General features: G+C 41.7%; 14 protein-coding genes and 1 riboswitch. Of the genes, 7 read left to right on the top strand and 7 right to left on the bottom strand.

All coding sequences use genetic code 11. The features are described from left to right. Positions 1-128: 128 nt before the first annotated feature. The gene (locus BM176_RS00765) at positions 129-1241 is read left to right on the top strand and encodes a metallophosphoesterase family protein (RefSeq protein WP_090098588.1); all 1113 of its coding nucleotides are present in this window, start codon (positions 129-131) and stop codon (positions 1239-1241) included. A gap of 70 nt (positions 1242-1311) precedes the next feature. Here the strand turns inward: BM176_RS00765 and BM176_RS00770 are convergent, their stop codons facing one another. The 3 genes from BM176_RS00770 to ribD are packed head-to-tail and all read right to left on the bottom strand — an operon-like array spanning position 1312 to position 4319. After that, entirely contained in the window at positions 1312-1902 is a 591-nt protein-coding gene (locus BM176_RS00770) for an IMPACT family protein (protein WP_090098590.1), read from the bottom strand. Between the two features lie 9 nt (positions 1903-1911). Next, positions 1912-3270: a hypothetical protein gene (locus tag BM176_RS00775; RefSeq protein WP_143097666.1), complete on the bottom strand. Its 1359-nt coding sequence runs from the start codon at positions 3268-3270 to the stop codon at positions 1912-1914. Then, positions 3267-4319: a bifunctional diaminohydroxyphosphoribosylaminopyrimidine deaminase/5-amino-6-(5-phosphoribosylamino)uracil reductase RibD gene (gene ribD / locus BM176_RS00780; RefSeq protein WP_090098593.1), complete on the bottom strand. Its 1053-nt coding sequence runs from the start codon at positions 4317-4319 to the stop codon at positions 3267-3269. Before ribD ends, BM176_RS00775 begins: the two co-directional genes overlap by 4 nt. Before the next feature lie 76 nt (positions 4320-4395). On the opposite strand from ribD, the gene prmC reads away from it, so the two are divergent. The 3 genes from prmC to BM176_RS00795 all read left to right on the top strand — a co-directional run bounded on the left by prmC (position 4396) and on the right by BM176_RS00795 (position 7213). Further along, the gene (gene prmC / locus BM176_RS00785; RefSeq protein WP_090098596.1) at positions 4396-5244 is read left to right on the top strand and encodes a peptide chain release factor N(5)-glutamine methyltransferase; all 849 of its coding nucleotides are present in this window, start codon (positions 4396-4398) and stop codon (positions 5242-5244) included. A gap of 61 nt (positions 5245-5305) precedes the next feature. Further along, positions 5306-6508 carry an AAA family ATPase gene (locus BM176_RS00790; protein WP_090098597.1) on the top strand — a complete coding sequence of 401 codons (1203 nt, stop codon included), beginning with the start codon at positions 5306-5308 and terminating at the stop codon, positions 6506-6508. Continuing rightward, positions 6509-7213: a hypothetical protein gene (locus tag BM176_RS00795; protein WP_090098599.1), complete on the top strand. Its 705-nt coding sequence runs from the start codon at positions 6509-6511 to the stop codon at positions 7211-7213. It abuts the gene before it with no gap. Between the two features lie 172 nt (positions 7214-7385). Here the strand turns inward: BM176_RS00795 and BM176_RS00800 are convergent, their stop codons facing one another. The 3 genes from BM176_RS00800 to pepT all read right to left on the bottom strand — a co-directional run bounded on the left by BM176_RS00800 (position 7386) and on the right by pepT (position 9901). After that, positions 7386-7802, bottom strand: coding sequence for an ExbD/TolR family protein (locus BM176_RS00800; protein ID WP_090098600.1), 417 nt, complete (start codon positions 7800-7802; stop codon positions 7386-7388). 26 nt (positions 7803-7828) lie between these two features. After that, entirely contained in the window at positions 7829-8545 is a 717-nt protein-coding gene (locus tag BM176_RS00805; RefSeq protein ID WP_090098602.1) for a MotA/TolQ/ExbB proton channel family protein, read from the bottom strand. A gap of 111 nt (positions 8546-8656) precedes the next feature. Further along, entirely contained in the window at positions 8657-9901 is a 1245-nt protein-coding gene (gene pepT / locus BM176_RS00810; protein ID WP_090098603.1) for a peptidase T, read from the bottom strand. 204 nt (positions 9902-10105) lie between these two features. Then, a riboswitch (cobalamin riboswitch) is annotated at positions 10106-10318 on the top strand. A gap of 170 nt (positions 10319-10488) precedes the next feature. On the opposite strand from pepT, the gene metE reads away from it, so the two are divergent. The 3 genes from metE to BM176_RS00825 are packed head-to-tail and all read left to right on the top strand — an operon-like array spanning position 10489 to position 13498. Next, entirely contained in the window at positions 10489-12786 is a 2298-nt protein-coding gene (gene metE / locus BM176_RS00815) for a 5-methyltetrahydropteroyltriglutamate--homocysteine S-methyltransferase (protein WP_090098605.1), read from the top strand. A 59-nt stretch (positions 12787-12845) separates the two neighbouring features. Further along, complete coding sequence (locus tag BM176_RS00820; RefSeq protein WP_090098607.1) at positions 12846-13088, top strand: cysteine-rich CWC family protein; 243 nt, start codon at positions 12846-12848, stop codon at positions 13086-13088. A 14-nt stretch (positions 13089-13102) separates the two neighbouring features. Beyond that, positions 13103-13498, top strand: a complete 396-nt coding sequence (locus BM176_RS00825) for an acyl-CoA thioesterase (protein WP_090098609.1) — start codon at positions 13103-13105, stop codon at positions 13496-13498. Positions 13499-13864: 366 nt separating this feature from the next. Here the strand turns inward: BM176_RS00825 and BM176_RS00830 are convergent, their stop codons facing one another. Next, on the bottom strand, positions 13865-14290 hold the full coding sequence (locus BM176_RS00830) for an FKBP-type peptidyl-prolyl cis-trans isomerase (protein WP_255373395.1): 426 nt from the start codon (positions 14288-14290) through the stop codon (positions 13865-13867). Between the last annotated feature and the right edge of the window lie 33 nt (positions 14291-14323).

Raw genomic sequence — 14323 nt, forward strand, 5'->3', positions numbered from 1 at the left:
TATCCCGCTTCATGTAAATTAATAAATGATTAACAAGACCTTAACCCTAATAGCCGTGACTGTGAAGTTTATCTCAATTTACAGGTTTTGATATGAAAGGCTAAATTCTATTGTTTATTTTTACACCCATGAGATTTAAAACACCTGTGCTAAAGAAAGATCAGCCCGATGATTCATATAAATTCCGGGCTCTTCCTGAACCAAGCGGAAAATATCCTTATCATTTATCGCTGAAAGATGTGATTCCTTCCATTGGTGATAATAAAATCACATTCCATATGGTAGGTGATACTGGCAGCATTCGCAGCCCTGACTTTCAGAAAACGGTAGCAGGTGAATTGATCAAACAATACCAGGAAGCGGACTCAAAGGGAGATCAACCGCAATTCCTCTATCACCTGGGAGATATAGTATACAATCATGGAGAAGCAACACAATACCAGCGACAATTCTTTGATCCTTACAAATTATATCCGGGGCCGATATTCGCGATTCCCGGCAATCATGATAGTGATGTAAATCCAGATGCAATTACTCCTTATAATACCCTGGAGCCATTTATAACCGTATTCTGCGATACAACGCCACATACAGTTGCTTTCAGCGGCGGATCTGAGAGAAAAAGCATGGTACAGCCCAATATATACTGGACGCTCAAAGCACCATTGGCTAATATCATTGGCATGTACAGTAATATACCCAAATTCGGCGTTGTTACCGATGAACAAAGAGACTGGCTAAAAGAAGAACTGAAAGCCGCTAATGCCGAAAGACCCGGCAAAGCACTGATCATCTGTATACATCATGCACCATATACTGCTGATATCAACCACGGCTCCAGTATACCTATGATTACATTACTGGAAAGTGTTTTTGAAGAAACAGGTATCAGACCGGATATTGTATTCAGCGGTCATGTACATAACTATCAGCATTTTATCAGACGATATTCTGAAGGACCTTCTGTACATTTTATTGTGGCAGGAGGCGGAGGATATGATGAGCTGCATCCTATAGCTGCTACTGATGACAACCGCTTCACCAACGACTATCCGAATTTCAATGATGTAGAACTACTTGGCTATTGTGATGATAAACATGGCTTTCTTAAAGTGACACTGGAAAGGACACAAAAAGGGCTGACACTTTCAGGGAATTACTATGCTGTTACACACAGAGATACGAACAAAAGCGATTTTACTGCCACATTGGAAGACACATTTATACTGGAGATTTTATAATAAACAAAGGTGAGATAAATCCTCACCTTTGTTTATTATAAAACTTACTTCAGATTCCAGCAATGGATACCTATTTGATCTCCAGCCCGTGAATATCCTGGAGCTTCAGCAATGCCAGTTCCTTTGCTGCTTTAGGTACACCTATATCCATAGAACAGAATAGCTGCAATTCCTGCGCATAAATAGTACAGTTCTGCTGTTTCACCACCATCATTACATCATTCAGGATGGTATAATCAAAACTAAGATGATATTTTACTTCCACATTCTTTTGCACAGCAGGAATCAGTTGTAATACCATAGCTGCCGACATTTTATACGCATTGATCAAACCGGGAGCACCCAGCAGAGTACCTCCGAAATAACGAACAACTACCACCAGTGTATCTGTTAATTGCTTGCTGTCTATCTGCCCCAGGATTGGCTTACCGGCAGTACCCGAAGGTTCTCCATCATCACTGGCACGGAACTGCAGCCCATCCGTACCCAGTCTGTATCCAAAGCAATGATGAGTGGCTTTGGGGTGTTCTTTTTTCACTTCCTGCAGGCATTCCTTCACCTGCTCTACTGTTTTCACCGGCCATGCATAAGCCAGGAACTTACTGCCCCTGTCTTTAAATTCTGCTTTAGCCGTTTTTTCTATAGTAAAATAAATTTCCATGTCCTTTTTTTAGGGTGTCGGCGGTTGATAATTGATCAGTAACATATTATTCTGTTTCAGATCAGTTTTAATCCGCACATATTTCTTTATAGTACCTGCCGTGATTCTCATCACCGCGGTATTTGGGGGAATACTACCCAGGTTATCTGCTATTAATATTAAGCGGTTCTCTCCCGGTTCCAGTACAACAGATAATTGCTGTCTTTGTTTCAATACCGGAAATCCGGTCACTACCGAGCGGTCATTCAGTAGGATGGAAACAGTGTCTCCATCTTCTGCGGCATCATCCCATAATTCCAGTTCGGCTTGTGGTGTGCTAACTGTCAACTGATCTACCACACTATTCTTACGTTGTGTAATCCGTGGATCTTCCTGCAATTTCGATACAGGCGGCCGGGGCCATACCGGTGGTGGAGCTGATATACGCGCAGGAGGCGATACTCGTGCTGGAGGAGATACAGGAGGTACGGCAGGTACCGGTTTACCCGGGGGCCTGTAAAACTGTGCCACCAGAAAAGTAGCATATGCATTTGCACGATGTGAAAAGTCAAAAGTGTAATACCCACTATCAGTTCTTACTCTGAAAGCGCCAGTATTGGGTGGCAGTCTGCCATAATTGTCCGCAAAGAACGTGAGTATATTCATTCCTGTATCCAATGGGACTGTAATATCCTTTTCTTCATCGCTAATGAATGCCCTGTTCAGCAGCAGGTTTCCGTTAAGCAATAGTGAAACGGTATCCCTGTCAATCGCATCCTCATCCCTTATCAGTATATGTACTAAAGCATCTGTGACTGTCACCTTATCATAGATCCCGTAATAAATGCTGTCCTTTTCGGGGTGTAAAATCCTGTTGATATGTGGATCTTTCCAGGGTATATTGTTCGCTTTTTTCAGTGTAATAGAGTCCTGATATAAAAAATCGCGTAGTGTAACTTTGCTTTGTACATAGATCTCATCATCGTCATACAGTCCTTTCATAAATAATCCGAAAGAGCTGATCCACATTCGTTGCAGGGAGATTCCCTTTTTAGTGTAATCCAGTGTGCCATTCAGGTACATCATCCATTGACCCAGTTTATAGGGTTCTTCCTTTATAGGATACTTCCCTCTGCTTATGCCCAATTGTCCGTCATTCTTCTTAGCAAGCAGTACCTCATAAACACCGGAAAAACTACCATACGTTAATTTTAGTAGCGCAGGATACAATGTTGCCCTTTCCGGCATGCCTATCAGTAATTCCATCTGGATAGAAGCACCACCAGGCCAGGGTTTATAATCCATTCGCCAGGTGCCTGTCCATTTGTCCGTCTGGGCGGTGGCCGTCAGCATACAACATAACAATATCAAAGTAGATGCGATCCTCATACAGTTGGTTTCCTCCTATAATATAAGATCCTGTCCCCTTCCAGGTCTGTTTGTCCTGTCAGCTCCGCATGTGGCATTGCCGGTACGGGCAATCCGCCGGGGAATAGATTCGTGCCGGTAATCACGCGGGCTTCATCCCATAATTCTGTTGTTATGAAATGCTGTAATAAATTTGCGCCACCTTCTACCAGCACGCTTTGGATATGGCGTTCGTATAACTGTTGCATCAGCTGCGGCAAGAGAGGTTGCTGAAAATCTACCTGTACGGTTTCAGTCAGGCCATCTTTCCCTGACGCATGTTCCGTAAAGAACAGCGTAGCGATACTACCATCCCACAAATGATTCTGACGGGGTATTTTCAATGTTCTGTCTATCACCAGCCGGATGGGGTCTTTGCCAGTCCACAGGCGATTATTCAGCCGCGGATTATCCATAAGGGCTGTATTCGTTCCCACCAGGATGCTCATTTCCTCACTACGCCAGCGGTGCACCAGCCGGTCACTGAAGGCATTGGAGATCCTTACTGGCTTACCATCTATAGTACCAATATACCCTGCGGGTGACTGCGCCCATTTCAGGATAATGTATGGGCGTTTTTTCTCATGGAAGGTAAAAAAGCGGTTGTTGAGTTCCCGGCATTCCTGCTCCAGCACAGCTGTACGAACCGTTATCCCCGCATCTTTTAAGATTTCAATGCCCCTGCCGGACACTTTTGAAAAGGTATCTACACAGCCGATCACCACTTCTTTGATTCCCTGGGCCACGATCAGGTTGGCACAGGGCGGTGTTTTCCCGTGATGCGCACAAGGTTCCAGGCTTACATACATGGTGGCAGCCGGAATCAGATGCTGGTCTTCCGGTTTCACGGATTGTACACAGTTCACTTCTGCATGGGCAAAGCCATAAAGGCGATGATATCCTTCTCCTATAATACGACCCTGATGCACCAGCACAGCACCTACCATGGGATTAGGTGCCACCTGTCCTGCCCCCAGCCTGGCCAGCTGCAGGCACCGTTGCATAAAAAATTCATCAAAAGTGCTGTCCATGATAGCTAACGATATTATACTTTTGTGTGCAAAAATATCGTTTCAGCAGCGATTTTCCCTTGAACTTCAATTTTTTATGAACTTACAAGCCGCATTTACACTGATCATCAACACACTGGAGCCCTTACAGGGCGCGCGGGAAGCGGCTAATATCGCCCATATCCTGATGGAACATCTTACGGGTATGAGCAAAATGGACCGGATCGTTTATAAGGATAAACTCCTGAGTCCTGAGCAGGAGATCCGGTTACAACAGTCAATTGAAGCTTTATTAAAACATGAACCTATTCAATATGTAATCGGTAAAGGCTGGTTTTACGGCCTGGAATTGGCAGTAAACAGTCATGTACTGATACCCCGGCCGGAAACGGAAGAACTGGTAGAATGGATCGTTAATGACGTCAAAACGGCGGTGAAGATCCTGGATGTAGGCACTGGCAGTGGCGCTATTCCGCTGGCATTGAAGAAAGAACTGCCACAGGCGGATGTATGGTCTGTGGATATTAGTGCTGGTGCTTTGGAAATTGCAGCGGCTAATGCGGCTCAATTAAACTTAGCTGTTCATTTTGAACAGGTGGATATATTGGATAACATCGCTTCCCAACAATTGCCAATGTTTGATATCATTGTAAGCAATCCTCCCTATATCCGTGACAGTGAACAAGCTGACATGGAAGAACAGGTAGTAGCTCATGAACCACGCATTGCGCTGTTTGTACCTGACCATGATGCATTACTTTTCTACAGGGAGATAGGATTACTTGCGAAAGAGAAGTTAACTCCCGGTGGTAAATTATACTTTGAAATAAATGAAGCTTTTGGAAAGGAAGTGGTCGAATTATTACAGGAACAGGGATTTACAAATGTAGTGTTGAAACAGGATATTTATGGGAAGGACAGGATGGTGAGAGGGGATAAAATGTGATATAAAAAATAGGTACAAAGGATATTATTGTATACATTTATTAGAACTGAATTAAGGGCTGATGCTTGAAAATATTAACATAAAGAATTTTAAGTCTATCGATGATCTTTCCATTGATCTGGGAAGGTTTAATGTTTTTATTGGAGAGAATGGTTGTGGGAAAAGTAATATTTTAGAAAGTATAGTATTTGCATCTGCCGGGCTTAATGATAGTATAGAAAATGAGTTTTTAACACTCAGAGGTGCAAGAGTTTCAGAAGCTAAGTTTATGCGCAGTGGTTTTGAAACAAATAATAGTAATACCAATATCGATATAAGCTTAAAAGATTCATCAGGAAGTCATTTATACTTATCATTTGACAATGATAATCACCCATTCTCTAAATGGACTAGTTCTTTTGCATTAAATTCTGTCATTAGTGAAGATCTTTTAAATGAAGAAATAACATCAATATTAAATGAACCTTCGACTCCCTACAATAGTCAGGAAAAAAGTAATGATGAACTGGAACGGCAAAAGAATTTATTACAACGTTATGTTGATCAACTAAAAGGTAATTTATCTTTTAGTAAACGATTCTTTTCTAAAGAACAAACTGGTTTATCTAACTATATGATATTTTCACCTGAGAATTTTCATCTCCGAAAATTCAATGCAGATGAAACTTATGTTGAGCCAATAGGTTATAAAGGAGAAGGACTATTAAACCTGATCAAAGTTATAAAAAAAGAAAAGCCGGAACACTATAAACGTATCATTGAAAGTCTATCCTTAATTGATTGGTTTAGTTCTTTTGATGTGAAAGAAGATGCCAATCTGGGTGAAATTGAATTTCTGATAAGTGATAAATACCTGGAAGATGGTCTTAAATCATTTGATATCCGCAATGCGAATGAAGGCTTCCTTTTCCTTCTTTTTTACATTACGCTTTTCACTAGTGATTATACGCCATCTTTTTTTGCGATAGACAATATTGACACCGCTTTAAATCCAAAACTTTGTAGTAAGCTGATATCTGTATTAGCAGAGCTGTCAGTTAAATATAATAAGCAGGTAATACTTACAACACACAATCCGTCCGTTTTAGATGGATTGAACCTCAATAATAATGATGAAAGATTGTTTGTCATTTCCAGAAATGCAGTAGGTAATACTCGTGCCAATCGAATTGTAAAAAAACCATCCATTGAAGGTGAACCATCCTTAAAACTTTCCGAACAATTTATTCGGGGTTACATAGGAGGTTTGCCAAAAAGTTTTTAAATGAAAACATTTGGGATAATAGCTGAAGGTCCAACGGATCAGATTGTTATTCAGAATATTTTAGTAGGATTCTATGATAATGTTGACCTGACTCCAAACATTAAATTCCTCCAGCCATTAAGGGACACCACTGACACCATAAGAGGTCAAGGGGGATGGTTTAAAGTATTTGAATACTGTCAGTCTCAGTATTTTTTAGATGCACTTGAACAAAATGACTTTCTGATTATCCAGATTGATAGTGATGTATGTGCGGATAAACACTTCAATGTAAGCCGTACAAATGAAGCGGGAAAAACAAAAGCTGATGATGTACTAATCAGTGATATTATCAACAGATTTCAGGAAATTTTCATTGCTACATTTGGGAAGGATAAATATGACCAATTCAAGGATAGATTGATTTATGCTATTTGCCTTGATGAAATTGAATGCTGGTTATTACCCATCTATTATACAGATAAAACAAGATCCGCGACTAATAATTGCATTCATAAACTGAATAAGAAGATTGATCTGCAGCTTGACATGTTCATAGATCCAGCCAATAAAAACAATATGACACAACAATATTGGAAGATCAGCAAACCATATATGAAGAATAAAACACTGCTATCAAATGCCTATCATAATATAAGCCTGGGAAAGTTTATAGATGCATTAGAGGAGAAAGACATTCTTCTGGAAGAAGAAAAGGGGAATTAGTGCAATCTGATCAGTGTCATAGCTTCTCTCAATCACTGCCAAATAACAAACTATGGTTATAGTCAGGGATATCAAAGTCCTCTTTCTAATAAAACCTATATAACTAATTGATTTTCATAAAAAAGGCCTGGATCATAAACGACCCAGGCCTTTTTATATCAGAAGAACTAATTTACCCTTTACTCTGCGGATTCGCCGTAGCCAATACCACCTTCGCTCCTATCTCTCTCGCCAGTTCCATTATTCTCACAATATCTTCTACAGGTACTGATTTCTCAGCGTTGATCACAATGGTAGCATCTACCAATTCCTTTTCTTTGGATAAAGCGGGTATCAGTGCTTGTTTCAGCCCTTCAAATGGAACTTTATTGGTCCCAACAAAGAACTCTCTCTTTTCATTAACGCTGACTACAACTGTCTGCTTGGATTTAGTATTGCTTTTAGCTTTAGGCAGTGTCAGTTTAATTACATTCGGATTGGCCAGCGTAGATACAATCAGGAAGAACAACAGCAGAATGAACAAAATGTCATTCAGTGCACCGCTGTTCATCTCCACGTGCCGTTTTAATCTTCTATTGCGTAAGTCCATATTTTACAATTACGGAAATGATCAAATTACCTTGTCGGCTCTTGCAAAATATCAATAAACTCTGAAGATGCGGCTTCCATCTTATTGATCACCTTATCTATCTGTGCATTTAAAAAGCTGTAACCGATAAAGGCTACCAGACCGATGATCAGACCACTTGCAGAAGTGATCATCTTCACATAGATACCACCGGCAATAGTGCCAAGTGTAATATCTGATGTTATAGAAATGTTAAAGAAGGTCTGGATCATACCGGCAATAGTTCCAAGGAAACCGAACATAGGAGCGATACCAGCTATAATAGACAGGATCACCAGGTTTTTCTCCATCTTGTATATTTCCAGTTTACCTACGTTCTCCATCGCTCTTTCTATACTCTCGATAGGTTTGCCTATACGCTGTACACCTTTGTCTATCATACGGGCAATGGGGCTGTTTGTGTTCTTTGACAAAGAACGTGCAGCCGCAATGTTACCACTTGAAATGTGGTCCCTTATCATAGGCATGAAGTTATCTTCCAGCTTACCTGCCTTTAAAATAGTCAGGTATCTTTCAACAAAAGAGAAAACGGCTATGACGGAAAGGATACCCAATGGTATCATTAGCACGCCTCCTTTCAACAACAGATCCCACAATCTGATCTGCTGATCTGCAGCAGCAATATTGCTCGCTGCACTGGCTACCGTATCGGCTTTTGGTAGTAATAAAGAATCCTGCAATAATGTAACTAGTCCTAAGAGCATGAAAAAAATTTTAACCCTGCAAAAGTATTAAATTCAAATGCAATAAGAGGGAAGATACCAATAATATGGTAAACATTTAACGAATACAACCGGAAAATATTATATGGGCTGCTAGCTATGTTCTTCCCAAACCTGTGCCAGATGTACGATTGTTTGTACAGCTTTTTCCATATCCTGGATGCTCACATACTCATATTTGCTATGTAATGCCATCTCTCCGGTAAAGATATTCGGACAAGGTAATCCCATAAAAGAAAGACGGGAACCATCTGTACCACCTCGTATAATAAGGCGTAAAGGCTCTACCCCGGCACGTTTAATTGCTTCTTCAGCATAAGCTGTTACCTGTGGATATAGATCCAGCATCTCCCTCATATTCCGGTATTGCTGGGTAACCGTTAAGGTAGCATTTGCCTGTGGATAACGGGCGATTACCGTTTCCATGATATTACGAAGACAGGCAGCATGCTCTTCCAGTTTGGACGTCACAAAGTCCCTGAGAATAAAATCAATCTCTGCCTGTTCTACAATACCGTGTACTCTTACGGGATGTATGAACCCCTGTCTGTCTTCCGTTGTTTCAGGCGATAAGCTGTCTTTAGGCAACGCTTCTATCATTTCGGCAGCTATCTTCAATGCACTGATTAGTTTGTTTTTAGCTGTACCCGGATGCACACTTACACCCTGTATAACTATTTTAGCACCATCTGCAGAAAAAGATTCATTTTCCAATGATCCACGTTCGCCACCATCCATAGTATAACCAAACTTAGCGCCAAGTTTTTGCATATCCAGTTTTTCAACACCACGGCCCACTTCTTCATCCGGGGTGAATAATATCCGGATAGCACCATGTTTAATGTGAGGATGATTTACCAGGAAATGAACAGCATCCATGATTTCTGCCACACCTGCCTTATCATCTGCTCCCAGCAAAGTAGTACCACTGGCAGTAATAATATCATCTCCTTTTCTTTCCTGCAGATAAGTATGAACAGATGGTTTTATCACCGTATTATCTTCGGGTAGTAAGATATCACCGCCATCATAGTTATAATGAATGATAGGCTTTACATCCTTTCCACTGCTATCACTGGATGTATCCATATGTGAACAGAAGCAGATAACCGGAACGTCCTTTTCAGTATTTGAAGGCAATGTAGCATATACATATCCATGTTCATCCAGTTCGGCATCTGTGATACCGATCGCTTTCAATTCGGTTACCAGCAGTCGCCCCAGATCTTTTTGTTTCTCTGTAGAAGGAAAGCTCTTGCTGAGCGGATCAGATTGTGTGTCTATCTGAACATAACGCATAAAGCGTTCGGTTACTGTGTATTTATAATTACTGAACATATTGCAAACGTAAGAAAATTTCAGAAGCAGTAAATTTCACTGTTTCTCCGCCACTTCTTCCCCAAAACAGCACATACATCTATTTAAACTAATAATAAAGAACAAAACACCAAATAAAACAATATTACTATTTATTTAAACTATAATATTACGTTTGTGTAGAAAAACAACAAACTAAACTATCTTTACAACGGTTCTTTACACCACTCAATACCTGTTTGCGGTTTCCTTCCCGTTTTCAATGAGAAGGAATTAAAAAGGAACCGTGTGTAAATCACGGGCTGTCGCGCAACTGTAAGTAACCTTCGTAAAGGTTATGGCCACTGATTGTCCATTGCCCCGGAACTTCATCCGGGATGAGAAGGACGGCCATAACTGTTACAAGCCAGGAGACTTGCCACAAACAGATTGATGTATGCTTTCGCGTAAAAAGCAATAGTCAGGTAATTGTAGCTGGTAGTAAATATAGTTGGTGACGGATATTCCCGCACAACTGCTTTACTTCCATACACTCCTGCCTCTTACCCTTCTTCGTAAAGCATACGCGCTGTAAAGCCTTCATTTTTTACCTTTTAAACTTGAAAAGTATGCAAACCAACGTTCTTGGCTATCCGCGAATAGGTAGCAACCGGGAATTGAAGAAGGCGAACGAAGCCTTCTGGGCAGGTAAAATCTCCCTCGAAAAATTACAGCTTACTACCAGACAACTACGCAGACAAAACTGGGAAACCCTGCAAGCCGCTGGGATAGACCTGATCCCTTCCAACGACTTCTCCCTGTATGACCAGGTATTAGATATGTGTTTGATGACCGGCACCGTGCCCGCACGCTTTAAACCACTGATGGAATCCCTGGCCAGCGCCAGCAGTCTTGAGCTCTACTTCGCAATGGCACGTGGTTATCAGAAAAATGGCTTCGATGCTACCGCCATGGAAATGACAAAATGGTTTGATACCAACTATCACTACCTGGTTCCGGAATTCGATGCATCACAAACGTACAGGTTGTTATACAACAAATGCCTGGACGAATTTAAAGAAGCACTTTCCATTGGTATCCATACCAAACCTGTACTGATAGGCCCTGTCAGCTTCCTGCTACTTGGCAAAATAAAAGATGAACAATTGCAAACAGCAGACCTGCTGGATCAACTGCTTCCTGTATATATTCAGCTGCTTCAATCACTGCAAAAGGCAGGTGCTACCTGGGTACAGATAGATGAACCTACCCTTGTATCAGACCTTACACCCATCCAGCAATCGTTCTTTCTCCATGCTTACAACAAAATCAAAGCGGCTGTTCCTGAATTAAAAATCATCCTGGCTACCTACTTTGGCGGACTACAGGATAACACAGCACTTACACTGGAACTACCTGTAGCGGCGCTGCATGTAGACCTGGTAAGAGCACCGGAACAACTCGATACCATTCTCCCGTTACTCCCTTCTGAAATGCAATTGTCAATTGGAGTAGTGAATGGCCGTAACATCTGGAAAAACAATTATGATCAGTCACTCACACTTATCAAAAAAGCTACAGATGCACTGGGTGAGGAACGCGTATTCCTGGCTACTTCCTGCTCTTTACTACACACGCCTTATGACCTTGACCTGGAAACAGCATTGCCCTCACAGATTAAAAACTGGATGGCCTTTGCTAAACAGAAAGTGCAGGAGCTGAGCGAACTGAAACAAATACTTTCCGGCAATACTTCCCTGCTGGCAATTAACCGCGATGCAATGAAAGACAGAAGCACTTCTTCTATCATTCACAAACCTGCTGTAAAAGCCCGTCTTCTTGCATTGACGGCGGCAGATGCAACCCGTAAGAGCGCTTTCCCCATAAGACAGAAAGCTCAGGAAGAAGTATTGAAGTTACCTCTCTTCCCTACTACAACTATTGGTTCTTTCCCGCAAACAGAAGAGATCCGTAAACTGCGTGCTGACCTTAAAAATGATGTCATCACACAGGAACAATATGATGAGGAAATCAGAAAATCTATTACGGATTCTGTAAGATGGCAGGAAGATCTTCGAATAGATGTTCTGGTACATGGTGAGTTTGAACGGAATGACATGGTGGAATATTTTGGTGAACAACTGGAGGGATTTGTATTCACTAAAAACGGTTGGGTACAAAGCTATGGTTCCCGTTGTGTGAAACCTCCGGTGATCTATGGTGATGTGGAACGGAATGCGCCTATGACTGTAAAATGGAGCAGCTATGCACAATCCATTACCAGTAAGCCTATGAAGGGCATGCTGACAGGACCTGTTACTATCCTGCAATGGTCTTTTGTGCGGGACGATCAGCCACGTGCAGACACTACCCTGCAAATAGCATTGGCTATAAGGGATGAAGTAACGGATCTCGAAAAAGCTGGTATCAAAGTGATACAGGTAGATGAACCGGCTATCAGAGAAGGTTTGCCGCTGCGTCATGCCGACTGGCAACAATACCTGGAATGGGCAGTGAGAGCATTCCGCATCTCCGTTTCTTCCGTGGAAGATTCCACTCAGATCCATACACACATGTGTTATTCTGAGTTCAACGATATTATCAGCAACATCGCTGCAATGGATGCAGATGTAATTACCATAGAAACATCCCGCTCACAGATGGAGCTACTCGAAATATTCTCTACGTTCAAATATCCGTATGAAATTGGCCCCGGTGTATATGATATCCACTCTCCACGTGTACCAAGTGTTATTGAAATGACGGAACTGCTGGAGAAAGCGATACAATTATTACCAGCACGAAATATATGGGTAAACCCCGACTGTGGACTAAAAACACGCAAATGGCCTGAAACAGAACAGGCTTTACGGAACATGGTAGCCGCTGCAAAAAACATGCGTGTGGCAGTGAAAGAAATTGTCTGATATATAAGTGTAACAGGGCTGATCATCCTGTTACACTTTTTTTAAGCTAATTTTGCATTATGGCTCATCATGAATCTGTCATATGTCCCCGCTGTAAAGCTGCATTTGAGTGCCGTGTGGGTTCCATATTGCAATGCCAATGCCAGCAGGTAACTTTAACCGAAGATGAGCGTGCATATATCAATGAAACATATTCAGAATGCCTTTGTGCCAGCTGCCTCACAGCCATGCAAAAATCATACAGGCAAACGCATTTTTTGAAACGCCTGCAGCAATTCTTCTCCCTCTCTTCAAAAAGATAAATCATCAGATAGTTATGGCATACGAAAAACAGATTGAAGAATCCGTTACCCGCATCTTTAAAGCGGTATTTCCAAACACAGTAAACCATTATGATACACTCTTCGGAGGCACCGCTATGCAACTCATGGACGAAGCTGCTTTTATTACAGCTACACGTTTCAGCCGTATGCGCATGGTAACTGTTTCCAGTGATCGTATCGATTTTAAAAAGGCTATTCCCGGTGGTACAATTATCGAACTTGTGGGAAAAGTAGTGCATGTAGGAAAAACAAGCCTGAAAGTAGAAGTAGATATTTTTGTGGAACAGATGTATAACACACACCGCGAAAGAGCAATATCCGGAACCTTCACCTTTGTTGCGATTGACGACCAGAAACGGCCTACGCAAATCGTATTACTGCACGAGTAATAAAACCAGGAACTCCTATTTTGTATACTTATCTATCAACAGGCAATATCAGTAGGTCAGTGTTTGAGTAGTGTTCGGGAAGACTTCCGGGTTTGACTGGTGGTAGGACACTGGTAGGACACTGGTAGACAGGGGGTTGACCGGGGGTTGGGCGGGACAATAGCCGGTCTAACCCCGTTCTACCTGCGCTCTACCACCGGTCAATACCCGGTCAAACCCAGAAGTCTCCCCGAACACTACCCGAACTCCCTACAGCGTTTATAGCAAGATAATAACGCCTAAAAAGGCATACGTCTTATCCGGCATGAAATAAAAAGCCTGTATCGCAAGAACGATACAGGCTTTTTATTTATACATCGTTTGTATCTATTTGATTTCTACTAATTCGATATCAAATACCAGGGCTTCACCTGCTAATGGGTGATTCGCATCCAGAGTAATGAATTCACTACCGATAGCTGCAACTTTTACAGGGAATACCTGTCCTTCAGGATTGCTCATCTGCAGATCCATTCCTACTTCAGGATTCAGTTCTGCCGGAATGTTATCTTTAGGGAATTCCATGATCAGCTCTTCATTTTTAGGACCGTATGCCTCTTCAACCGGGATATTGAGGGTTCTTTTATCACCCACCTGCATATCGATCACACCATTATCGAAGCCTTTAATCACCATACCTGCACCTACCTGGAACTCCAGCGGGTCCCTGCCTTCTGAGGAATCAAATGTAGTTCCATTGGTCAGACGGCCATGATAATGTACACGTACTGTATCTCCGTTTTTAACTTGCATAATAATAAAGTATTAAGTGTTTACTGGATTTAT

This window comes from Chitinophaga sp. CF118, from assembly GCF_900112615.1.
Classification (GTDB): domain Bacteria; phylum Bacteroidota; class Bacteroidia; order Chitinophagales; family Chitinophagaceae; genus Chitinophaga.

What these genes read in the sequence shown, in the direction of transcription:
- BM176_RS00770 (WP_090098590.1), bottom strand. Translation starts at nt 1,902, where the DNA reads ATGGAAATTTATTTTACTATAGAAAAAACGGCTAAAGCAGAATTTAAA.
- metE (WP_090098605.1), top strand. Translation starts at nt 10,489, where the DNA reads ATGCAAACCAACGTTCTTGGCTATCCGCGAATAGGTAGCAACCGGGAA.
- BM176_RS00795 (WP_090098599.1), top strand. Translation starts at nt 6,509, where the DNA reads ATGAAAACATTTGGGATAATAGCTGAAGGTCCAACGGATCAGATTGTT.
- pepT (WP_090098603.1), bottom strand. Translation starts at nt 9,901, where the DNA reads ATGTTCAGTAATTATAAATACACAGTAACCGAACGCTTTATGCGTTAT.
- BM176_RS00825 (WP_090098609.1), top strand. Translation starts at nt 13,103, where the DNA reads ATGGCATACGAAAAACAGATTGAAGAATCCGTTACCCGCATCTTTAAA.
- BM176_RS00820 (WP_090098607.1), top strand. Translation starts at nt 12,846, where the DNA reads ATGGCTCATCATGAATCTGTCATATGTCCCCGCTGTAAAGCTGCATTT.
- BM176_RS00805 (WP_090098602.1), bottom strand. Translation starts at nt 8,545, where the DNA reads ATGCTCTTAGGACTAGTTACATTATTGCAGGATTCTTTATTACTACCA.
- BM176_RS00800 (WP_090098600.1), bottom strand. Translation starts at nt 7,802, where the DNA reads ATGGACTTACGCAATAGAAGATTAAAACGGCACGTGGAGATGAACAGC.
- BM176_RS00830 (WP_255373395.1), bottom strand. Translation starts at nt 14,290, where the DNA reads ATGCAAGTTAAAAACGGAGATACAGTACGTGTACATTATCATGGCCGT.
- ribD (WP_090098593.1), bottom strand. Translation starts at nt 4,319, where the DNA reads ATGGACAGCACTTTTGATGAATTTTTTATGCAACGGTGCCTGCAGCTG.
- BM176_RS00775 (WP_143097666.1), bottom strand. Translation starts at nt 3,270, where the DNA reads ATGAGGATCGCATCTACTTTGATATTGTTATGTTGTATGCTGACGGCC.
- prmC (WP_090098596.1), top strand. Translation starts at nt 4,396, where the DNA reads ATGAACTTACAAGCCGCATTTACACTGATCATCAACACACTGGAGCCC.
- BM176_RS00765 (WP_090098588.1), top strand. Translation starts at nt 129, where the DNA reads ATGAGATTTAAAACACCTGTGCTAAAGAAAGATCAGCCCGATGATTCA.
- BM176_RS00790 (WP_090098597.1), top strand. Translation starts at nt 5,306, where the DNA reads ATGCTTGAAAATATTAACATAAAGAATTTTAAGTCTATCGATGATCTT.